The sequence below is a fragment of the Ketobacter sp. MCCC 1A13808 genome (assembly GCF_009746715.1).
GTDB lineage: Bacteria > Pseudomonadota > Gammaproteobacteria > Pseudomonadales > Ketobacteraceae > Ketobacter.
The window spans coordinates 1-23045 of the sequence record NZ_VRKW01000013.1; the positions used below are offsets into that span (position 1 = coordinate 1).

General features: G+C 50.2%; 19 protein-coding genes. 3 read left to right on the top strand and 16 right to left on the bottom strand.

Annotated elements, in window-relative coordinates; genetic code table 11:
• The 7 genes from FT643_RS18560 to FT643_RS18590 form a co-directional block, all read right to left on the bottom strand.
• Positions 1-1003 (bottom strand): FecR domain-containing protein (locus FT643_RS18560; RefSeq protein ID WP_198043685.1); only part of this gene is annotated, 1003 nt, incomplete at its 3' end.
• 132 nt (positions 1004-1135) lie between these two features.
• Positions 1136-3130 (bottom strand): CHASE2 domain-containing protein, encoded by a 1995-nt coding sequence (locus FT643_RS18565; RefSeq protein WP_156872919.1) that lies wholly within the window; start codon positions 3128-3130, stop codon positions 1136-1138.
• 211 nt (positions 3131-3341) lie between these two features.
• Positions 3342-4919 (bottom strand): GMC oxidoreductase, encoded by a 1578-nt coding sequence (locus tag FT643_RS18570; RefSeq protein ID WP_156872920.1) that lies wholly within the window; start codon positions 4917-4919, stop codon positions 3342-3344.
• Between the two features lie 295 nt (positions 4920-5214).
• Positions 5215-6477 carry a GAF domain-containing sensor histidine kinase gene (locus FT643_RS18575; RefSeq protein ID WP_156872921.1) on the bottom strand — a complete coding sequence of 421 codons (1263 nt, stop codon included), beginning with the start codon at positions 6475-6477 and terminating at the stop codon, positions 5215-5217.
• A gap of 1 nt (position 6478) precedes the next feature.
• On the bottom strand, positions 6479-7150 hold the full coding sequence (locus FT643_RS18580; RefSeq protein ID WP_156872922.1) for a glutathione S-transferase: 672 nt from the start codon (positions 7148-7150) through the stop codon (positions 6479-6481).
• 129 nt (positions 7151-7279) lie between these two features.
• Positions 7280-7741: an FKBP-type peptidyl-prolyl cis-trans isomerase gene (locus tag FT643_RS18585; protein ID WP_156872923.1), complete on the bottom strand. Its 462-nt coding sequence runs from the start codon at positions 7739-7741 to the stop codon at positions 7280-7282.
• Between the two features lie 86 nt (positions 7742-7827).
• Positions 7828-8532: a hypothetical protein gene (locus tag FT643_RS18590; RefSeq protein ID WP_156872924.1), complete on the bottom strand. Its 705-nt coding sequence runs from the start codon at positions 8530-8532 to the stop codon at positions 7828-7830.
• A gap of 329 nt (positions 8533-8861) precedes the next feature.
• Here FT643_RS18590 and cspE point away from each other — a divergent pair, with 329 nt between their 5' ends.
• A complete protein-coding gene (cspE, locus tag FT643_RS18595) occupies positions 8862-9068 on the top strand; it encodes a transcription antiterminator/RNA stability regulator CspE (RefSeq protein ID WP_156872925.1) in 207 nt (68 codons plus the stop codon).
• A 100-nt stretch (positions 9069-9168) separates the two neighbouring features.
• Here the strand turns inward: cspE and FT643_RS18600 are convergent, their stop codons facing one another.
• From FT643_RS18600 to FT643_RS18615, 4 genes are all read right to left on the bottom strand, one after another.
• Positions 9169-9741: a DNA-J related domain-containing protein gene (locus FT643_RS18600; RefSeq protein ID WP_156872926.1), complete on the bottom strand. Its 573-nt coding sequence runs from the start codon at positions 9739-9741 to the stop codon at positions 9169-9171.
• 31 nt (positions 9742-9772) lie between these two features.
• Positions 9773-11272 (bottom strand): lysine--tRNA ligase, encoded by a 1500-nt coding sequence (gene lysS, locus FT643_RS18605; RefSeq protein WP_156872927.1) that lies wholly within the window; start codon positions 11270-11272, stop codon positions 9773-9775.
• A 24-nt stretch (positions 11273-11296) separates the two neighbouring features.
• Positions 11297-12392 (bottom strand): peptide chain release factor 2 gene (prfB, locus tag FT643_RS18610; protein ID WP_156872928.1). Its coding sequence is split into 2 segments (ribosomal slippage): positions 11297-12319 and positions 12321-12392, totalling 1095 coding nucleotides; the frame shifts between segments, so codons are not numbered across the junction.
• Between the two features lie 144 nt (positions 12393-12536).
• The gene (locus tag FT643_RS18615) at positions 12537-13541 is read right to left on the bottom strand and encodes a GlxA family transcriptional regulator (RefSeq protein ID WP_156872929.1); all 1005 of its coding nucleotides are present in this window, start codon (positions 13539-13541) and stop codon (positions 12537-12539) included.
• A 116-nt stretch (positions 13542-13657) separates the two neighbouring features.
• Here FT643_RS18615 and FT643_RS18620 point away from each other — a divergent pair, with 116 nt between their 5' ends.
• Positions 13658-15448 (top strand): acyl-CoA dehydrogenase, encoded by a 1791-nt coding sequence (locus FT643_RS18620; protein WP_156872930.1) that lies wholly within the window; start codon positions 13658-13660, stop codon positions 15446-15448.
• Between the two features lie 62 nt (positions 15449-15510).
• Entirely contained in the window at positions 15511-16296 is a 786-nt protein-coding gene (locus FT643_RS18625) for a crotonase/enoyl-CoA hydratase family protein (protein ID WP_156872931.1), read from the top strand.
• A gap of 80 nt (positions 16297-16376) precedes the next feature.
• Here FT643_RS18625 and FT643_RS18630 read toward each other — a convergent pair whose 3' ends face one another.
• From FT643_RS18630 to alaC, 5 genes are all read right to left on the bottom strand, one after another.
• A complete protein-coding gene (locus FT643_RS18630; protein WP_156872932.1) occupies positions 16377-17222 on the bottom strand; it encodes a type IV pili methyl-accepting chemotaxis transducer N-terminal domain-containing protein in 846 nt (281 codons plus the stop codon).
• A gap of 252 nt (positions 17223-17474) precedes the next feature.
• Positions 17475-19220 carry a single-stranded-DNA-specific exonuclease RecJ gene (recJ, locus tag FT643_RS18635; RefSeq protein ID WP_156872933.1) on the bottom strand — a complete coding sequence of 582 codons (1746 nt, stop codon included), beginning with the start codon at positions 19218-19220 and terminating at the stop codon, positions 17475-17477.
• A gap of 93 nt (positions 19221-19313) precedes the next feature.
• On the bottom strand, positions 19314-20390 hold the full coding sequence (thrC, locus tag FT643_RS18640; protein ID WP_156872934.1) for a threonine synthase: 1077 nt from the start codon (positions 20388-20390) through the stop codon (positions 19314-19316).
• 60 nt (positions 20391-20450) lie between these two features.
• The gene (locus FT643_RS18645; protein ID WP_156872999.1) at positions 20451-21758 is read right to left on the bottom strand and encodes a homoserine dehydrogenase; all 1308 of its coding nucleotides are present in this window, start codon (positions 21756-21758) and stop codon (positions 20451-20453) included.
• A 23-nt stretch (positions 21759-21781) separates the two neighbouring features.
• The gene (gene alaC / locus FT643_RS18650) at positions 21782-22966 is read right to left on the bottom strand and encodes an alanine transaminase (protein ID WP_317622069.1); all 1185 of its coding nucleotides are present in this window, start codon (positions 22964-22966) and stop codon (positions 21782-21784) included.
• Between the last annotated feature and the right edge of the window lie 79 nt (positions 22967-23045).

The window sequence follows — 23045 nt, forward strand, 5'->3', positions numbered from 1 at the left end:
CTGCAGAACGTGGATCCTGTTTAATCGCCTGTTGGGCAGTTTGCGTTGCTTCTGCGACCTTATTGCTTGCACTTAGCAAAACACTTTGCAAGGCCAGAGCATCCGCCGTTTTTAGATCAAATAGGGTTTGGGCTGCAGAGTTGACCCGCCCCACCGACAACTGAACTGCAGCAGTCGCGACGCGAATGCTATCCAGGCTTTGGTCAGCCGCGCCCAGTATTGCCAATGCCAGATCAGGACGTTGATCCTTAAGCTGAGCCGAAGCCTGCTCCAATACTGGTTGCGCTTTACGATCCTCGAGCTGATTTAAAGCAAACAGCGGTGGATAGAAGATGGCCCAATCCACCCGATCAGTCGCCTGCACCCGAGTCACTTGATAGGGCGAATAGTCTGATTTGGCGACAATCATCTGTCCGGATGTCACCGCCTGCGCCGGAAGCGTGTTGTCTCCTGCCGCGGTAACCCGGCCTTCTACGACACTGATGCTACTTTGATTGGCATCAACTGAGACCAAAAATTCGGTACCGTCTACGGATGCATTAACAAACGCCGTCTCTACTTCGAATCGCTTGGTGATACGGCTAATGAAATGGCCGACACCCTGTTTTAATTCGACCCAAAAACCGTCGTCATTGTTTTTATTGGGAAACGCCAACACTGAATTTTGGTCTAAACGCACAAAAGTATTGTTACTTAGATAGAGAGCCGCGCGACTGTTCTGGCCTATAATCAATTTGTATCCGGGACAAATCAGGGCACCAACGCCAACCCTATCAACTGAATTATCCGGACCTGCAACGGTGACAGAACCATTAAACGAGACGACTCGTGCAACCCATTCATCGCAGGCGAATACATAGGAGTGGAATGAAAGGATCACGATAATTAACGTAATTCTAATTACACACACAGCAGCCTCCTGGTAACACGCTTTGCCATGACAGACAGTTGCCTCATGCATTGGTGACTTGGTTTTATTACGCTGCTCTTTCCGAACAGACATACTGCTATCCGATTTTTTTCGCTTTCCAACAACCCAGTTCATTCGGGTTGGAGCCATTGTGCTGACTTTTTATTTCTAAATCTAGGCACGTGTGAATATTGCATAAAAATGAGGGGAACTTTTTGGCGCAGTTTATTTTGACTTAAATTGAATGATGCCGTTTTCAAGCCCATGGCTTATTTCACTATCTGGTTTAATTTCACTCAACACACCCGCAATAAACTGCGTGGGCCCGTCCTCTGGAAATCGCTTTAGCAAGCACTGAAATTTTTCGTTTGCCTGCGCAAGATCACCCTTTTCCAGGTTTTCCCTGGCCTTCTCGAACAAGCCTTTCAGTTCTGCCTCTGGGCTTTCCCATAAAGTAAATAAGCGCAACGGATTATTTTTCCCGACAAACTGATATCGACCCAGATCGCGCAGTTGTGCGTCTTCTTTATCGACGCATTCCTCACTCAGCAAGACACGCGTTCCTAGCATCTTATTAGCGCCTTCCAATCGGGATGTGGTATTCACGATATCCCCCATCGCCCGAAATTCGTGATGATCCAATGCCCCAAAATGACCCAACACGATTTCACCCGCGTGAATTCCTATCCTGGTGGGCAGTTGCAGGTCCGGATGCACCTGATTGAAGTTATCAATATTGCTATTAATTTTTTTCACTACTGCGTGTAGCGTTTGCCATGAGGTGCCGGGGCTCAAGTGCGGCCAAAGCGCAATAACACCATCCCCCGCCACATCCGAAATAATACCACCGGCCTGGCGGATCGGAGGAATCAGGTTGTAATAATATTCCTGCATCAAATCAGCCAATGCCGCCGGACTCAATTGTTCAGACAAACGGGAAAAACCCTGAGCGTCTGTAACCAGACAGACACTGTGATGATAATCCCGTCTATCAGGTAGGCTTTTACCCGCCACCAGCTTTTGCAATTCCTCTTGCGGGAGGTATTTTCCGAACGCCCAATGTAATAGCCGCTGTTGAAAATCCGATTCGCGGCTGCGTAGCCACATGCCCACCGTGGCACAGAGCAGGGTCATTACCACTACCGTGTGAAACCAGGGCAACCAAAGCTGATAAAACCCGAAACAAAGATAAACAATGACACTCATGCTGATTGCCAGTCCCGCGACGGCAATTGCGGAACCCAACGGAGCAAAACGGCGACTACAGTAATAAACCACCAAACCATAGAGAAAAGCCAGCAGACCATTATAGGCAGGTAGCCACTCTTTCAGAAATTGGCCTTGCGCAAGATTGGCATAAGCCGTAGCGGCCAGCTCCACACCGCTGATATCAAGACCCTGGGGACTGGTGAAGGCGGTATAGAAACCGTCCTTTTGATCCGGTTGCTGATTGGCAGAGTAACCCACAAATACCGTTGCTCCGGCAATTAATTCCGCCACGGAGGATGGATCCTGGATGACTTGAGAGAACTCCACAGTAGTGATGGTTCGCGGTGGCCCGTATAAATTCAACAAGGGCATAACCGGAAGTGACGCGAGGTATTCCGCAGCCAACGCCGGATTAGCTTGTTCGGACAGCCAGGTTGCAGCATGCAGAGTAGACCGTTCGCTATGGCCTGGAAGCCGCAGATAGAAACGGTTAACCCGGGCCGGAACCTTGGGCAAAATCAGCGGAGCAGTGCCTATCGCAGCACGAGCAAAGGGGGCATAGGGGTACAGCAACGTTTGTAACTCCCCTTCCATCTGGCCTCCCACATCCAGAAATTCACGCTCCGCCCTGACAAACAGAAAAACATTATTGGCGCCCCGTATCGCTCGTTCAAAATGCTTATCCCCGGCCTGGTCCCGGGCATGCTCAAAAAATACATCGAAGGCAATCCTTCCTGCCTCAAGCTGAGTCAGATTTTCCACTAGCTTGCCATGAATATCACGGGACCATTCGTACAGTTTATCCGATAGGCCCAGCGCCTTAGCGCTGTGTTTTGTTATGGCGACCACAACCACTCCGGGAGGAGGTTCTATCGGTCCTCGTAGCCAAAATAGCGCCTCTAATCCGAAACGTTCTTCGATCCGCAAACCATAAGGAGAGATTGACCAGAGGGATAACAGCGCGATCATCAGTACGGGCAGACCGGTAGATTTAATAGTGCGCCAACGCATAGGCAAAGCGGAATTCCGGAAGGTGACGAGGGGATTCCACTATATTATGTTTATCACAGGCTGTTAACGGTAAATATTGCGGAATTCCGCGAGGGGAAAAAGCCTGATTTTAACCTTTGGCTAAAACCAGGCTTTGATTTTGAAATGGAGCCGTCAGATCAGAAGCGAAATTAACCTTGAGTTAAACCACAGAGTCTTCGATTCATTAATTTCACGAAATCTTCGCGATGATATTTTCCATAATACGCTCGGCATTTGCCGCAATTGTCAGCGACGGGTTTGCCACAGCGGTGGATCCGGGCATCAACGCACCATCCACTACGAACAGGTTTGATTGCCCCAAAAGCTCTCCGGTTTCACCATCGGTAGCCTGCCCCATGGTTGCGCCACCGAGCGGATGCCACATGGTCGGTCTTCCCAAGTCGGAGTTTTGCAGTACCTGGCCACCACTTTGCGCAGCAATTTTCTGCAAGCCTTCCAGGCGTGCCTGTTGCGATACCGTATTTGCGTCCAAAGGCCAATTAACAAACACACTGTCAGAATCTTGCCTATACGTCAGGGTTCCGGTCTGGTCTGACACGCACATTCCGAGTTGCATTTGCGTGGGTGGTTGACCCGGCCGGGCATTCGAAGGCGAGTGCATAAATCCAACCGGCTTGATGGAGTTGTTAAGGTCCCATGCGGCGATACTGGCGGGTCCGCCCTGGATAGTCCCAATGGGCGAGGTAACACCCACTCTGGCCATTAGCTCGTCGCCATTTGCGGCCCAATGACTTCCAACCTCGGCGTTGATGCCGGAAAGATCACCCAGCGCTTTGGCTTTTAACAGTAGTTTTGTGGTGTTCAGGGAACCGGCGGCCATAAAAACATGCTGGCAGGTAATGATATGGTTCATAACCACTTCGCCTTCATTGCTCAGAATCTCACAATGTACCTGGTATGCTCCCCGGGAGCCAATCCGGGTGATGGCGGTGACGTTATGTAAGGTGTTCACTTCCACTTTACCCGTGTTTTCCGCCAACGATATATAGTTCTTATCCAATGTGTTTTTGGCATTACTATTACAACTGAACACATACTCCCCGATCGACGCCGCCGCGGGGATTTCACCGTTTATTTCCTTCCGAATAATATCCCAGTCGAAGCCGACATGACTGCGCACCACGGTCAAACCCGCGGCACCGGCATTTTCTATAAACGCTTTTTTAGCCGCGTAAGTGGGGCTATTCAAAATATCGTCAGGAATAGCGCCGCCACTGACCAGGTCCAGAACCTTGGGATAATATTTGCTGTTCATTTCAGAATAACTGATATTGGGAAACACATCGGCAAACAGATCTTCCCTGGGCTGCAAAAGAACGCCGCCGTAAACCAAAGAACCGCCCCCCAAACCTGCTCCGCAAACGGAATCCACAGTGTCACCGGCAACCCGTTCCATCATGCCGGTATAACGATTCACGGGCACCCGGCCGGACGGCGCGTCCACCTCGCCCAACCAGGTAGTTCTGCCGTCACCCTGAGACAGATCCGCTATGGTTGGAAAGCTTTGCGGACCGGTGTAATCCCAACGTTGGCCGCGCTCGATTAAAGCCGTGGAAATGCCAGCCTGACCCAATCGCAGCGCGGCTACCGACCCACCGAACCCGGATCCGATAACAACGGCTTTTTTACTCGAGCGGATAGTATAAGCGCCACCGCCACCACACCCCAAAGTAGTCGTTATACCTGCCGCAGCGGCAACGTATGCTGTGCTCTTTATAAATTTACGGCGGCTAAAATTCTTTTTCATGAATGCATCCTCTTATTGGTGCTCTTATGCCGGAATAATTTTTATTTCTGCAATGACGGGCAACCCCGACCGGTTACTGACAACAGCGAATGTCAAAATATATTCTGACAACGCATCATGTCAATTTGTGATTTATTTTGAGTTCTCAAACTGTGAACTGGGTAAGTATTTTTGCTATAAGAAGGGAAATGTAAGGATACTGACTGACGAGCGTCGAGAAACAAACACAAATAGACAACTACTTAAAGCCGTTACCCGACATCGAATTTATAGGGGAATCAGAGCGCGTTTGAGATTACGTATTTTCGGCTGCAACCGGAAGCGGAAACCGCAAACTAAAAACAGTGCCCTGCTCCAGTTCACTTTTTACGTTGACCTGACCGCCAAGAACGCTCACCAGTTTTTTTACAATGGAAAGTCCCAGCCCGGTTCCTTTACTGCGGCCAGACAGCGTATTGGGTATTTGCTCGAACTCATCGAATATTCGATCAAGGTGCTCTTTATCAATGCCGATGCCTTCATCCTTTACAACAACATCGAGCCAGCCTGAGGTGTATTCCGCGCTGATATTAACGGTCTTTTCTTCGGGGGTGTATTTAATCGCATTGGAAATCACATTCAGCAAAACCTGACTTATTTTACGCTCATCCCCCATCAAAGAAGATGGTACAGAATCGTCAACATGCAGATGCAATGCAATTTTGTTCTCCATTGCCTGCTCAGTATTGATCAGAAGGATTTCACTCAATAAGGTATTGGGGTTAAAAGGCAGCGCCACAACATCCATTTTTCCCGCTTCCATTTTGGACAAGTCCAACACGTCACTGATGAGATTAAAAAGATGTTTGGAAGAAAGCTGAATCAGACTAAGGCCATCCTGAACATACTCGGGCACAGGCAAACCCTGCACTCTTTGCCGTAACATATTACTGAAGCCCATAATCGCATTCAGCGGTGTGCGCATTTCGTGATTCAAATTGGCCATAAATCGCTTACGTTGCTCTGATAATGCAATTATTTTTTCTTGTTGCTGAACCAGCTCCTCATTCATTGTTAACGCTTCCGCGTACTTCAACCGCAATTCGAACAAATCAACAACGTGACCGGCGAGCGTTCTTAACGCATCAATCTGGTCGCCACTTAATTTTCTTGGTTGGGTATCAATAGCGCATAACGTGCCAATACGAAACCCGCTTGGCGTTCGCAAAGGCGCGCCAGCATAAAAGCGTATACCAGGATCCCCTGTCACCAACGGATTTCTGTCAAAGCGTTCATCCCGTGATGCATCCTCCACGATAAATGGCGCGTCCTGGTGAATCGCATAGGCACAGAAAGCCAGATCACGGGAGGTTTCAGCGGTATCCAGTCCGACCTTCGCTTTAAACCATTGCCGGTTATCGTCCACCAGACTTACCAGCGCAATCGGAACATCGCAGATATACGCCACTAACCGGACGATGGCGTCGAAACCCTGTTCCGGGTCAGTGTCGAGCACTTTATATTGTTCGAGTGCCTGAAGTCGTTCTGCTTCGTTATCTGGATAAGGCGCTGGTTTCAAATTATTTCATGAGCTTGTAAGGCCCACCCTTCTCCAATGCTTTCTTGTAGGCCGGACGTGCATGCACCTTAGCCATATAGGCTTGCATGGCTGGATATTTGTTGGCGAACGTGTTGCGGGCGGCAGCGGCTTCAATAGGAAAGATCATCTGGATGTCCGCACCCGTTAACCGCTCACCAACAAACCATTCTTTACCTTGTAGACTTTTTTCAATCAATGTCAGATGCTTATCGACATTCGGCTGTACAAATCCGCTCATGACTTTATTGCTTATGCCTTTGGCGATGGGACGAATAAAAAACGGCATAGGGCCCTTCTTTATTTGGTTGAAAACCAACGTCATAACCAACATCGGCATTACAGAGCCTTCGGCGTAATGGGTCCAGAAATTATAATCTATCCATTGCTGGGTACCGGGTTCAAATTTCCAGTCATCGTTACCATAACGATGTACCAGATATTCAACAATAGCACCGGATTCAGCAATAGTCAGATCATCATCGGTAATGACAGGAGACTTACCCAGCGGGTGCACCGCAACCAATTCCGGTGGCGCCAGGTTGGTTTTCGGATCCCGCTTGTAATGCTTAATCTGATATTCCAATCCCAGCTCTTCAAGCAACCATAAAATACGTTGTGAACGAGAATTTTCAAGATGATGTAAAGTGATCATGGGTTTCCTTTCGCGCTTGGTAGGGGATTCAGGTCGTTGTTAGTAGATAAACACGCTTTATTGACTTAGTTCCACGAAAAAAACCCGGCAACTCAGGCCGGGCTCGCGGGTGTTCAAAGCGGAAGTGGATTAATGCACGTGGCCGTGTTCAAGTTCTTCTTTCGATGCTTCACGAATCGTTTCAATGCTCACCGCAAAATGCAAACGCACACCGGCCAATTCATGGTTTCCATCAATCGTGACTTCTTCGCCATTGATCTCGACTACGCGGATCGGAACCGGGCCTTGCTCAGTCTGGGCCTGAAACTGCATGCCCACCTGCAACTCATCAACCCCTTCAAAAGCGCTACTGGGTACACGCTGAATCAGTTGTTCGTGACGCACACCATAGCCTTGCTCCGGCTCAACCACGACATCCAGTTTATCGCCTAAATTTTTTCCTTCGAGTTCGGACTCCAGCCCATTAATAATATTGCCAAAGCCTTGTAGGAAAACTAATGGCTCACGACCTTCAGAGGTGTCAATGATTTCTCCTTCATCGTTTCTTAGGGTGTAGTGCATTCCGACTACTCGGCCTTTCTGGATATCCATAGTGCTTCCTCTATTGTTGTCAAAAATCTGTGGCTAGTGTACCAGCCTTTAACCGTCAAACACAAAACCGCCCCACTGCACCCAACTTAGCGGATATGCTCAAGTGAATGTGTGTAATGAAAATGAATTTGCGATTGGTCGTAACGCGATCGCACCTGTACGGGGCATGCCAACCTGGCCAGGCAGGTTGATTTACAACTTGATGCAGCCTGGACACGATACTGTCCACACCGTTTCAGGTAATCCTCTCCTGGTTCCAGCGCATTAGCCGGGCAGGATTGTATACAGGGCTTTCCAACACAGCTGTCACACGGGGAATCGGAAAGCACCCTGCTGGTTACCGGCAATTCGTTATCCAACACCACCAATGCCCTGTAAGCAAACCATAATCCCCAGGTCGGATTAATTCCGATTTTAAGCGGGGAGTCGTGATGCCATCCGGCCAGTTTGCCCAGATGCTGCAGATCCGGCACCTGCTTACCGGGATATAAAAAACGCGCGTTCGCTTGCGGCCACTGCGCTGAAACATATTGATTTACCAGTTGCACCGCAACCCGGTCCACAGGGTCAATTAATGGACGTTTTCGTTTATTGAGGTAACGCCAAAAGAACGGACCGCCATTTCCCACCAGCAGCAAAGAACCCCCACTACCCAATTCCGGCACCTTAGACCGGATGCTTTCTTTGATCGACAATGGCAACTGATCAAGTGCGAAAACCGCCTGCATATTAAGGCCGGATTCAGTGAGTAGTGCACTTGACAATTGATCGTACGGGTTTCGGTCTGTCATCAAATATTCACATCCTTATTTTGGCGCAATACCAGTTTGTTCTGCACCCCTAAGTGGCAATAACTATTTGAAAACCGTTCCAAAATCGAACATAAAAATTCGTTGATTGGCGTCGTTTATTGCACCGGATTTTGATCCCAAAAGAATCGTTGACATTCCTCTTAATCCATATATTCTGAATCCTAGCTAGGAAAGCCGGCTAGTCTTTATGTTCAATTGTTACGAAGTCCCATCAGTAGAACCTCGTCCTGTTAATCATAAGTACACTACCTCTTCTCAGCTAAAGCGCCATGACAGGCAAAGTTCAAATGTTCGAATAGGATTAGATTATGTCAACTACTACTGGTACCGTTAAATGGTTCAACGAAAGCAAAGGTTTTGGTTTCATCGAACAGGATAACGGCCCTGACGTTTTCGCTCACTTCAGTGCCATTCAAGGCTCTGGATTCCGAACGTTAATCGAAGGACAGCGAGTTCAGTTCACAGTGACCCAAGGTCAGAAAGGCCCACAAGCTGAGAACATCGTTGCCATCTAACGCTTAGGCATTAGACAGCAACACCAAAAAGCAGGTTCGCCCACGAGCCTGCTTTTTAAAAAACTTTGTACCCTTTCCGACGAAGCACGCGCTGATCTTTTCAGGATTTGATAAGCGTTTCGTAGGCCTGCCTGATTTCGATAAACCGGATTTCATCTCCTCCTTTATCCGGATGATAGCGTGCAGCTAGTACCCGATAGCGTTTTTTTATCTGTTGCTCAGTGACATCCTGGTCCAGCCCCAGTAGTTTTAATGCAGTCTGACGCTGTTCGGAGCCCCCGAACAGCGTCCAGAACGAATCCAAAAGCTTCTCCACACCGCCTTCAGTCTGCCCGAAATTTTCCCAATCCAGATAATATTCACGCAAAGCAGAGGCTTCATCCAGCCGAGTTTGCCCCAAACCTTGTCCCGGCGAAAGCAATTCAATATGAAGCACTGAGATCGACAGGAACAACTGCTCTTCTTGCCAAAGGCGGGATTGAAGTTGATACAAACCGTTCATCAACAAAAAGTTTTTTTGAAACAGTTGCAGTTGAGGTGTTGGCGCCAACTCTGAAAAAGCCGGGTGCTCTGCCAATCGAACTAAAAGCTGATGGGCGCTAACTCCTTCCGCACCGTCGCTTCGCTGCTGGTGAAGCAGACCAAGAAGCGACGGTAGCAGAGGGTTTCTCACCGTAAAAAAACAAAAACCGAAATGATTCGGCTTACCCTTGCGGACGCATATGAGGAAATAAAATCACATCGCGGATAGAAGGAGAATCGGTGAACAACATAACCAGGCGATCAATACCAATCCCTTCACCGGCCGTTGGCGGCATACCGTATTCCAGTGCCGCAATATAATCCGCATCGTAGTGCATTGCCTCATCATCCCCAGCGTCTTTTTCAGCGACCTGGTTCTGAAAACGCTCGGCCTGATCTTCTGGGTCGTTCAATTCAGAAAAGCCGTTTGCGATTTCACGCCCGCCAACGAAAAACTCAAAGCGGTCGGTGACAAACGGATTGTCGTCATTGCGTCGCGCCAACGGAGAAACCTCGGTAGGATATTCAGTAATGAAGGTTGGATTCTTCAACAGATGCTCCACCGTTTTTTCGAAAATTTCGATTTGCAGCTTACCCAAACCGTAGGACGCTTTCACTGGAATGCTGAGGCGATCACAAACCACCCGTGCACGTTCGATGGTGTCGATATCTTCCAACGATATATCGGCATTGAAATGCAGAATGGATTCGATCACGGTCATACGCACAAACGGCGCGCCAAAGTCATAGGTTTCGCCCTGATAATCCACCGCGGTTTTCCCAAATACATTCTGTGCGATAGTACGCAGCATTTCTTCCGTTAAATCCATCAGGTCCTTGTAATCTGCATAGGCCTGATAGAACTCCACCATGGTGAATTCGGGATTATGCCGGGTGGAAAGGCCTTCATTGCGAAAGTTACGGTTAATCTCGAATACGCGCTCAAAACCACCAACCACCAATCGTTTCAAATACAATTCCGGCGCAATACGCAGAAACAGCTCCATATCCAGCGAGTTATGATAGGTAGAAAACGGGCGTGCAGTGGCGCCGCCGGGAATCACTTGCATCATCGGTGTTTCCACTTCCAGGTAATGTCGCTCACGTAAAAAATCACGTATTCCATCGACCACCGCACTGCGAACGCGAAACGTATCCCGCACACTGTCATTTACGATCAGATCCACATAACGCTGACGGTAACGCATTTCCTGATCGGATAAGCCTTTGTGTTTATCCGGCAACGGGCGCAGCGACTTTACCAAATGTTCACACTGCTCAATATGCACATACAAGTCGCCTTTACCGGATTTATGCAATACGCCACTGGCTCCGACAATGTCCCCCAGATCCCAGCTCTTGATATCATCCAGCACCGACTGTTCCAGGCCCTTACGGTCTACATACAACTGGATGCGATCGGTCACATCCTGAATCACGATAAATGCTCCACGATTCAGCATTACCCTACCCGCGACTTTGACACGGATGCCTGCCTCTTCCAATTCCGGTTTGGTTTTTTCACCATATTGCTGCTGCAGCTCGGAACAATATTGTTCGCGGCGAAAACTGTTGGGAAACGCATTGCCCTTTTCCCGCTTGCTAGCCAGCTTTGCACGACGCTCTGCGATCAGTTTATTTTCGTCTTGCTCAGCAGCTTGCTGTTGTTGCTTATCACTCATGACTTCGCCTTTCGGGTAACGGGTTTACAAGCCAGATTTGAGGCTGGCTTCGATAAAAGGATCCAGATCACCGTCTAATACGGCGTTCGGATTGGAGCTTTCCACTCCGGTACGCAAATCTTTGATGCGCGATTGGTCCAGCACATAGGAACGAATTTGACTGCCCCAGCCAATATCAGACTTAGCATCTTCCATGGCTTGCTTTTCTACGTTTTGCTTCTGGATTTCCAGCTCATACAGCTTGGCCCGTAACTGTTTCATGGCCTGATCTTTGTTTTTGTGTTGCGAGCGATCGTTTTGGCATTGCGTCACGGTATTGGTCGGTACATGGGTTATCCGTACCGCAGACTCTGTCCGGTTAACGTGCTGACCGCCCGCACCACTGGCGCGATACACGTCGATACGTAAATCTGCCGGGTTGATTTCGATATCGATATTGTCATCGACTTCAGGCGATACGAAAACCGAAGCAAACGAAGTGTGACGGCGATTACCGGAATCGAACGGCGATTTTCGAACCAGCCGGTGAACGCCGGTTTCGGTTTTCAACCAGCCATAGGCGTATTCACCCTGAAACTGAATCGTCGCGCTCTTTATACCTGCCACATCGCCATCCGATACTTCAATCAGATCGGTTTTGAAACCAGAGCGCTCACCCCAACGCAGGTACATCCGCAGCAACATATCTGCCCAGTCCTGCGCCTCGGTGCCGCCCGAACCAGCCTGAATATCCAGGTAACAATTATTAGCGTCCATCTGGCCGGAGAACATGCGCAGAAACTCGAGCTTAGCCACATCGGCTTGAACTGCATCTAGCTCCGCCTCAACTTCCTCTACTGCAGCTTCGTCATTCTCTTCCACAGCCATCTCCAGCAATTCCCCCAGATCAGAGACGCTGCTTTTGATTTTGGTCAGGGTGTTAACGGTCATTTCCAGCGAGGCCCGCTCCCGGCCCAACTCCTGCGCGCGGTCCGGATTATTCCAGATTGCCGGATCTTCCAGCTCGCGGTTTACTTCGTCCAGGCGTTCAAATTTGGTATCAAAGTCAAAGATACCCCCTCAACGCGTCTCCGCGTGTCTGAAGATCTTTGATTTTATTAAGAATCGGATTAATTTCCATGAATACTGTGTACCCGCTTTTGGTGTGTCGGTTATTGATTATTCCGCGAAACGAGACCGGCGCCCACAGCCACTACGCCAAAGAGTACCGAACCCGGAAAGCCGCGTATTTTACCGATCTAGGCTCCCGGTATCCAGTACGTTCTTATTCACTGACCGCAGGCGGGGTTAGAGCGCTTTTACTAAATCGTCCGCGATATTCCCTTGGCGACAAGCCGACCTTACGTTTGAACATTTTGGAAAATGAGCTGACATCTTCATAACCGACTTTCTGGGTTATTTCGGCGATGGTCTGGGCGCTGGCTTCGAGGAACTTTTTCGCTACCTCGATGCGCACCGACTGCAGGTAGGTCAACGGGGACTCCCCGGTTGCTGCTTTGAAACGCCGGATCAGGGTACGCGGGCTCATCGCATATTGATTGGCCAACCACGCCAGAGAGAAGTCGTCTGAATAGTGCTGATCCACCCATTCCTGCACCGCTCGTACCGTTTCATCGGTGTGGTACTTGTTCTGGTGGGCAGTGAAATAAGTCAGCTGGGAATGGCGCCCGGTATCCAGCACCATCGCTTTCGCCGATTCCACCGAGGTTTCATGATCGATGTAGAGCTCAATTAGATACAAGCCGATATCAAACCAGGCCGAGCCACCGCCGGAACAGAAAACCCGACCGTCGGTGGTAATTAACTGCTCCGGCACCAGTTGCACTTTGGGGTAGCGTTGCCGGAACCGATCTGCATGAGCCCAGTGAGTGGTGGCCTTACGGCCATCCAGAATACCGGCTTCGGCCAAAAAGAAGGCGCCGGTGCAATTACTTATGATCTGGGTACCGCGCTCGTAGTAATCTCGCACCAGCTCAATCAGGTCCGGATTATTGGCCAGTGCCTTTTCAATTTCCCCCCCGATCGAAGGTACCAGCAGCAAATCGACTTCTCCGATCTGCTGAAAACCAAGGTGGGCATTTACTGTTATATTGTTCAGACAGCGGATCGGCGCACCATCGCGGGTTGCCAATTGCACATCGAATTTCGGCGCCAAGCGTTTGCCCTGAAAGAAATTCCAGGCCGTACCGGCAGTTGATAAAAGATCAATGACACCGGTGATCGCGGTGGCAAAGGCGTAATCAAACCCAAGAATTCGTACTTTGATCATAGCTGTCTAGAATAGCCCTGTATTAGTCATAAATGACAATTACACAGTTACACGTTCAATGCAAACATGATTGGCTTTCGATAACTCGTTTTAGTCCGTCATGCAGGAGGGATTCCATGTCATTGTTATCACGCCAGGATCTGGATTTTTGGCTCTATAACATGCTCAAAACCGAGCAACTTTTAAATCACCCGCGCTTTCAGGATCACTCCCTGGACACGTTCCGCCAAACCATTGATACCGCAGAACAAATAGCCGAGAAATATTTTCTGCCCCATAACCATCTGGCGGATGAGAAGGAGCCCTGGTTCGACGGCGAAAAGGTTCACACCCTACCGGAAGTAAAAGACGCATTCCGCCACTTTGTGGATTCCGGATTGCTTAATGCGCGCCTGAGCTTTGATGATGGCGGTATGCAACTACCCAGCAGCGTTGTAGCAGCCTGCACCGGGTTTATTACCTGTGCCAACCCGTCCTCCTCTGCCTACCCGTTTCTCACCATGGCGGCTGCCAATCTGATTCAGCACTTTGCCAGCGAAGAACTCAAAGATTTATATCTACCGTTGATGCGGAGCGGCGTTGCCGCAGGCACGATGGCATTGACCGAAGCCGACACCGGTTCATCATTGGCTGATATCAAAACCAAAGCGCTGCGCACCGGTCAGGATCACTACCTGATAAAGGGCAGCAAAATGTTTATATCAGGTGGCGACCAGGATATTACTGACAATATTGTGCATCTGGTTTTGGCGAAGATTAAAGATGCGCCCGCCGGCGTAAAAGGTATTTCGTTATTCCTTGTTCCCAAATGGCTAGTGGACGGCAACGGTCAGCCCACCTCGCGCAATGACGTTAAGCTCGCAGGCTTACTGCACAAAATGGGTTATCGCGGCACCACGTCCACCGTTTTGAATTTCGGTGAAAATGACGATTGCATTGGCTACTTGATTGGGGAACCGCATCAGGGACTGAAATACATGTTTATGATGATGAACGAAGCTCGCATCGGCGTGGGGCTCGGTGCCGCAGTACTTGGCTACCGGGGTTACGCTGAATCCCTGAACTACGCCAAAGAGCGTCCCCAGGGTCGCCATCCGAGCAACAAAGACCCGGAATCCAAACCCCTTGCCATCATTGAGCACGCTGACGTCAAACGTATGCTGCTGGCTCAAAAAGCGTATGCGGAAGGCGCCATTGCATTATGCCTTTATGGCAATCGGCTGGTGGATGAAATCACGGTGACAGAAGACGCTGCCGAGCGCAAAGCACTGCACGAATTACTCGACCTGATTACACCCATTATTAAATCCTGGCCATCGGAATTCGGCCCCAAAGCCAACTCATTGGCGATTCAGATATTAGGTGGCGCCGGCTATATCCGCGAATACCCTGTGGAACAAATTTACCGTGACAATCGTCTCAATCCGATTCATGAAGGCACGCACGGTATTCAGGCGATGGACTTGTTAGGGCGTAAAGTCTGGCAATCGAAAAGCCAGGGCTTGGCGCGTTTAGTACAGGAGATTCAAAATACCCTAAACACAGCCAAGGAATTCCCTGAACTTAGCGAATACGCTGAACAGCTGCAGCAAGCACAACAATTAATGCAAGACACCACCCAAAAACTGGGTAGCCTGATTCACAGTGAAGGGCCGGATGTCGGATTATCCAATGCCGCTTTGTACCTGAGCCTGAGCGGTCATGTCGTTGTCGCATGGCAGTGGTTATGGCAAGCTACCGAAGCGGTCAAAGGCTTACGCAAGGAGCCGGACTCTGCCTTTTTCAAAGGTAAACTACAGGCCTGTCGATATTTCTATCGCTGGGAATTACCCAAAATACAGCATTGGAGCCAGCTTCTGCAAAACGCAGATGATACCTGTCGATCCATGCAAGTGGATTTTTTCTAGGGCTAACGAATCCGTAGTTGGTTAACAGTAACCGGCAAATAAAATTGAGCATTGAGGGCATCATGTCACATATCGAAACCACCAAAGAAGGCCACATACTATTAATCCATATCAACCGCGCTGACAAATACAACGCGCTTTCACCTGACATGTTTCACGACATGGGCAAAGCATTAGCACAATTGAACAGTGACCCCGAATTACGCGTCGCCGTATTATATGCAGCGGGCAAACACTTCACCGCAGGGGTAGAACTCGATAAATGGGCGCCCCACTTCGCGAGCGGGAATGCTTTTCCGGTGGCTGATGGTGAAATCGATCCCATGGGCTTGACCGGAGAGCGCCATCACAAACCCGTTGTGATTGCAGTTCAGGGCTACTGCTTTACCTGGGGTGTTGAAATATTACTGAATACAGAAATACGGGTTGCCGCTACGGACACCCAGTTTCAGATGCTGGAAGTTCAGCGCGGCCTCTATCCTTGCGGCGGAGCGACTATGCGCCTGCCACGAGAAGTCGGCTGGGCGAATTCGCAAAAAGTATTACTGACCGGAAACCGCTGGAGCGCAGAGGAGGCGTATCGCTGGGGCATGGTTCAGGAGCTGGTTGAACCGGGTGAACAATTTAACAAAGCGATGGAAATCGCCACACAAATTGCGAGGGCTGCGCCGCTCGGTGTACAAGGCAGCCTGAAAGCCAGCCGCTTCAGCGAAGCTCATTATCATGATCAGGATGCGACGGTGAAACAATTTATGACGGACCTAAGCCCGGTTATGAACAGTGAAGACTCCAAGGAAGGTATAAACTCCTTCCTTGAGCGCAGGGACGCTGTCTTTACCGGCAAGTAGAGTCAACTTATCGTGCAAAACAACAAAGCCCCGCGAACGGGGCTTTGTTGTCTCTGGAACCCATTGTGGAACGAGGCCCACTATTCCGTATAGTTAGACGCCAGACCGCTGTTTGCCAAACCTTGAGCATCGTTCAGCGCCAGCTGGCTTTTTAGATGATAGGCATCACCCAGAGTATTAGTTTGGTGATACATACTTTCCATAGTCACAGTCATAACCAACGGCACGAGCTGACCATTATCAAACTGCTCCAAGCCAAACTTTGCGTAATCCCAATTACTGGCCAATTGCTTCAGCATTTCCGGCTCTGCGTCGGCTTGCGCCAGGATATGGTCCATGCCCTGCTCATAGGCCGACACGCTATGCTGCAATTCATCCAATACCCAAGCGTCGTTCATTCCGTAATAGTGAGCCACATAAAACAAGCCGATGCGCTCTGAAAGCATGCTCTGGTGCATGGCCAAACCCATGTTGTCACCCACGCCTCGGGGTAACCGCGCCTGCCACTGACGCATCAGGCGATCATTTTCGTACATCAGGTCATTACTAAGATCCAGCATCTTTGCCACCGATTCTTCGCCCGGGATCGACTCGGCAGTGGCACGGAAGCTCTGCCATAGGCCTTGGAGCTTGACCATTCTCTGGTTCATCTGCGAATTCGGCGTATTCATTTCAAGCTCAGTCATCGCCTGGTTGTATTCCTCAATGGTCGCCGCCAAGCGGGCTGAAGCCCCTACAAAGTCGATGTTAGCCGCCATTTGCAAGTGATTCTTGGCGATACGCAGCGTCAGTGTGCGTTGCCACGCGGATGTCTGTACTGCGTCCAAATCGCTTAAAGTGCGCGCGGACGCGATGGAACCGGTGAGGGCTGAACTCACTGCAAGGAGAACCACGAGGATGGCGTTAACTCTGAATTTCTGAGGCATGACTGCTTTTCCTTTTCCTTATGTCCGCGGCAGCGGCACTTATCGCATTACATTCCAATACCATTCAGTTACAAACTGTAACCTTCAATTCAGTGTATGTGGCGCAGGTGATTTCACCAGGTGAGAAATTTGATAGTGTGAAAAGGATCCCAACTATTCCGGGGTTCCGGTAATTTTCCACACAATGTCGCTTCGGCAGGCCCAGGCACTGTCAAACCTGATTAGGTTGGCCCAAAAGAAAGGAAATCCCGTTTACGGTTGATGCGCCAGATATTCCACCATCAATTGCGCGCTTTGAATGCCACGAAACTCGTTAACATCCAGCCTGTAAACCAAGTACACCTGTTTCAAACTCCGGTCCGGCCATCGCTCAAGATCTACGTTGAAAGCAATGCCATCGATTACCCTTTTGCTGGCGGGCAAGCCGAGGGTCAGTTTCAGGTGCTTCTCGCCGACTATGCGTTGGTCCAGCAGTTCAAACACACCGTCAAACAAGGGCTCGGGAAAGCTTTGCCCCCAAGGGCCGGCCTCGCGCAACATTTTCGCTACCGATAGATCCAGCTCCGCTTCCTGCAATACCCCATCGCTAATCAATTCGCCAGTCAGGTTTTCCGGCTTTAGAATACGCCTTGCTTCCTGGTCGAAAGCCCGCTCAAACCGGGTCAAATCTTCTGCCCGGAGGGTTAAACCCGCGGCCATTGCGTGGCCCCCGAATTTAACGATCAAGCCCGGGTGACGACTGGCCACTGCATCAAGGGCATCACGAATATGAAATCCGTTAATGGACCGAGCCGACCCTTTCAGCTCGCCCTGGTCTGAGGGGGCGAAGGCGATGGTGGGACGATGAAACTGTTCTTTGATACGGGAAGCCAAAATTCCGATCACCCCCTGGTGCCATTCCTCACGAAATAAACACAACCCCCAGGGCATCGTACTGGCTTCAGACAGATGCAACTGCCTCAGGGCATGCAACGCTTGCTGCTGCATATCCCCTTCAATGGCCCGGCGTTCATGGTTGAGTTGATCCAGTGTGATTGCCAGCACTTTGGCCTTGGCCGGATCGTCTTCCATAAGGCAATCAATGCCTTTGCTCATGTCAGTAAGCCGCCCCGCCGCGTTCAATCTGGGGCCCACGGCAAAACCCAGATCCGCCGCACACAAGTTCGACATTTTCCGCTTTGCTACTTCTGCCAATGCGAGGATGCCTGGACGACACCGGCCGGCGCGCATACGCATCAAGCCCTGCTGCACCAATATACGGTTATTGCGGTCAAGCGGCACCACATCAGCCACCGTGCCTAAAGCAACGATGTCCAGAAAGTCCGCCATATTGGGTTCATGGATGTGCTGTTGCTCAAACCAGCCCAGAGCTTTTAAGCGGCTGCGAAGTGCTGCCAGCAGATAGAATGCCACCCCCACTCCGGCCAGGTTTTTACTGGCGAAATCACAACCCGGCTGATTGGGATTCACGATGGCATCGGCCTCCGGCAACGTTTTTCCAGGCAAGTGGTGGTCAGTCACCAGCACATTCATACCGGCAGCTTTCGCTGCACGAACGCCTTCGAGGCTTGAAATGCCATTGTCCACCGTCACTATCAATTGCGGCTGTTTTTTCTGCGCCACCGCGACAATTTCCGGCGTGAGGCCATAGCCGAACTCAAATCGGTTCGGCACCAAAAAGTCCACCGATTCCGCACCCAGCTGCCTTAATGCCAGCACCATCAAAGCACTGCTGGTTGCACCGTCAGCATCAAAATCACCAACGACCAATATACGCTGCTGCTGTTGCAACGCGTTCACTAACAGGTCCAAAGCGGTTTCCAGCCCTTTTAGGCTGGTCGCCGGCAACAGGTGTTTTAAACCAAGGTCGATCTCCGCGTCGCTTTTCAATCCGCGGTTGGCATAAATCTTCTGCAGAAGCGGCGGCATATCTGAGCTGAATTCAGGCTTACAGGAAGGCGCAATACGATGGGAAATTTTTTTATCGGGTGACGGCATCGTGCGCCTATTGAGTTAAAGGAGGTGATTCAGAGACAGGGCCGGATCACGAGTGTATCCGGCACTAGCATGTGAAGCTGCGATACAAAACACTCACATATTTTTTAGGATACTGTTTTTTACCGAGGCCAGTTCTGCATCGATGGTTTCCATCACCGCATTTTTACACTGGGCAATCGCAGTGTCCGGATCTTTTAAACCATTCCCAGTGAGAGTGCATACGATTTTGCTGCCTTCGGGTATCTTGCCATTCTTGACATCGCGAATTGCGCCGCCAAGGGACGCAGCCGATGCAGGCTCACAAAATACCCCTTCGTGCTGCGCCAACAATCGTTGGGCTTGCAGAATTTCCTGGTCTTCCAGCTCGTCAAACCAACCACCGGATTCTTTCTGTACTATCCAGGCTTTGTCCCAGCTTTGCGGATGACCGATACGGATGGCGGTGGCAACCGTTTCAGGATCATCCACCATTGCGCCGCGCAAAAATGGCGCCGAACCGCTGGCTTGATAGCCCACCATTTTGGGCGCTGTGTTACAGATACCCGCTTTTTTGTACTCGGAATACCCCATCCAATGGGCAGTGATATTACCGGCGTTACCCACTGGCAGACAGTGGTAATCGGGAGCCGCACCCAGCTCTTCAACAATTTCAAACGCTGCCGTTTTCTGCCCTTGCAGGCGGAACGGATTTATTGAGTTTACGATCGTGACCGGCGCCTCTTTAGCGACGTCTTTTACGAGCTGCATACCCACATCAAAATTACCGCGAATCTGCAACGTTATGGCCCCGTACATCATCGCCTGCGCCAATTTGCCCATGGCGATTTTACCCTCGGGAATCAACACGAACGCCGTGATTCCGGCACGAGCCGCATAAGCTGCTGCGGCTGCAGAGGTGTTTCCGGTAGACGCACAAATAATGGCTTTACTGCCTTCTTCAATTGCTTTGGTCACCGCCATGGTCATACCGCGATCTTTGAAGGACCCGGTGGGGTTCAAGCCTTCGTATTTGACATAAATATCCACGTCCTTGCCTATAATCCGTGGCACGTTGTTCAGCCGGATCAAAGGGGTCTGGCCTTCACCCAAACTGATCAATCGAGTGTCATCATGGACTGGCAGATAGTCACGGTATTTATCGATCAACCCGGTGTAGCGTTTACTTGGCATAGTCTGTTTCCAACTGATTCAATGTTCTGAAAAATCGGTGTTCCGATAATTTAAATTCTATTAATGTACAAGGGTTTCCAGGCGGATTCGCACGATATCATCCACCAACACATCCAATTCCCGGATCGTGTCCAGCGCCGCATTCATTTCGCTTTCAATCACTTTGCGTACCAGCATAATCAATGGAACCGGGCTGGTATCGTCCACCTGATCTTTCTGAATAATAGCTTCAATATTAATATTGGCTTTGCTCAATACCGAGGCAATTTTTGCCATAACACCCGGCTGGTCTTTCGCATGCATACGCAGATAATAGCCCGTTTCCACCTCTTCAATCGGCAGGATCGGTAAATCGCTCAGACTGTCTGCGCGGAATGCCAGGTGAGGTACCCGGTTTTTCGGGTCGGTGGTCAACGCGCGCGCCACATCAACAACGTCCGCCACAACCGCTGAAGCGGTTGGCTCAGCGCCAGCACCTGGCCCGTAGTATAACGTAGGCCCCACCGCATCGCTGTGTACCATAACCGCGTTCATCACACCATCAACATTAGCCAACAACTGGCTTGCCGGTACCAATGTAGGATGAACGCGCAACTCCACCCCGGTATCCGTTTGTCGGGTAATTCCCAGATGTTTGATGCGGTATCCCAGCTCGTGAGCGAACGACACATCTTCACGGGTGATTTTTGTGATGCCTTCGGTGTACACCTTTTCAAATTGCAGCGGTATCCCAAATGCGATAGAGGCTAAAATAGTCAGCTTATGGGCGGCGTCAATACCCTCCACATCGAAAGTGGGATCGGCTTCAGCGTAGCCCAGCTCCTGAGCCTCTTTTAATACATCATCGAATTCACGACCTTTTTCGGCCATTTCGCTCATGATGAAATTGCCGGTGCCGTTGATAATACCTGCGACCCAGTCAATACGGTTGGCAGACAGCCCTTCGCGGATGGCTTTGATGATGGGGATGCCTCCAGCCACGGCTGCTTCGAACGAAACGTTAACGCCTTTATTTTGCGCCGCTGTGAAAATTTCGTTTCCATGCTCTGCGATCAACGCTTTATTGGCGGTGACAATGTGCTTGCCGTTATGGATGGCTTTCAGCACCAGCTCTTTGGCCAGGGTTGTGCCCCCGATCAACTCCACCACAATATCAATTTCAGGGTCTTCAACAACCTGCAGAACATCCCGCGACACTTTCACTGCTGATGTGTCTGCATTCGGGTTGTCACGACGGGCGCCGACATGGGTTACCGTAATTGCCCGTCCGGCACGACGGGCAATATCTTCAGCGTTTCTGCTTAATACGTTAAATGTACCGCTACCGACCGTACCTAACCCAACTATGCCAACGTTCACCGGTTTCAACTGATTCACCTCATTTTTCTTTATTATGTCTGCAGCAGGCGTTTAATGCCTTTCACTGCCTGACGAATTCGCTGTTCATTTTCGATCAATGCAAAGCGCACATGATCGTCTCCGTATTCTCCGAACCCCAGTCCCGGGGATACCGCTACTTTCGCTTGCTCCAACAGCAGTTTACTGAACTCCAGTGACCCCATAACACGATATCGCTCCGGTATCTGTGCCCAAACGAACATGGTGGCCTTGGGCGGTGTGACCTGCCAGCCAATGGAATTCAGCCCTTCACAAAGCACATCCCGGCGCTTTTGATACATCGCGCAAATATCCGAGACACAGCGCTGATCTTCTTCCAGCGCACTGATTGCAGCCACCTGGATAGGGGTAAAGGTGCCGTAGTCCATATAGGACTTAATTCGCGCCAAGGCACCAATCAGCGTCGGGTTTCCGACGCAAAAGCCGACTCGCCAGCCGGGCATATTATAACTTTTCGACAAACTAAAAAACTCGACTGCAATATCCTTGGCACCCGCCACCTGCATCACCGAAGGCGCTTGATAACCGTCGAACACAATATCTGCGTAGGCAATATCATGGACCAGCCAGATCTGATGCTCCTTACAGATGGCCACCACCTTTTCAAAAAAATCCAATTCGACGCATTCAGCGGTGGGATTACCTGGAAAATTCAGTACCAGCATTTTGGGTTTAGGCCAGCTCTCGCGGATGGCTTTTTCCAATTCTTCAAAAAAGTCCACCTCCGGGCGCATGGAGACATGGCGTATATCTGCCCCGGCTATGACGAAACCATAAGGATGGATTGGATACGATGGATTAGGCACCAGCACCGTGTCCCCGGTATTCATGGTGGCCAACGCCAGATGCGCCAGACCTTCTTTGGACCCGATGGTCACTATAGCTTCCTCGACCGCATCGATCTCGACTTGATAACGACGCCAATACCAGTCACAAATCGCCTTTCGCAGGCGAGGAATACCTTTGGACTGAGAGTATCGATGGGTGTCACCCCTTTGAACGGTCTCCACTAATTTGTTCACAATGTGCTGAGGTGTGGGTTGATCCGGATTTCCCATACCAAAATCGATGATATCTTCACCTCTCGCCCGCGCCTGTTTCTTTAAATCGCCGACGATATTGAACACATAGGGGGGCAAACGTCCGATGCGGGGGAATTCACTCACTTGATCTGTCACTCACTATCTTTAATAAACTCAACGCCGGCACCCGTTAGCAGGCGCTATACGGATCTGGAAAAAAGAGAGTGAACGATAC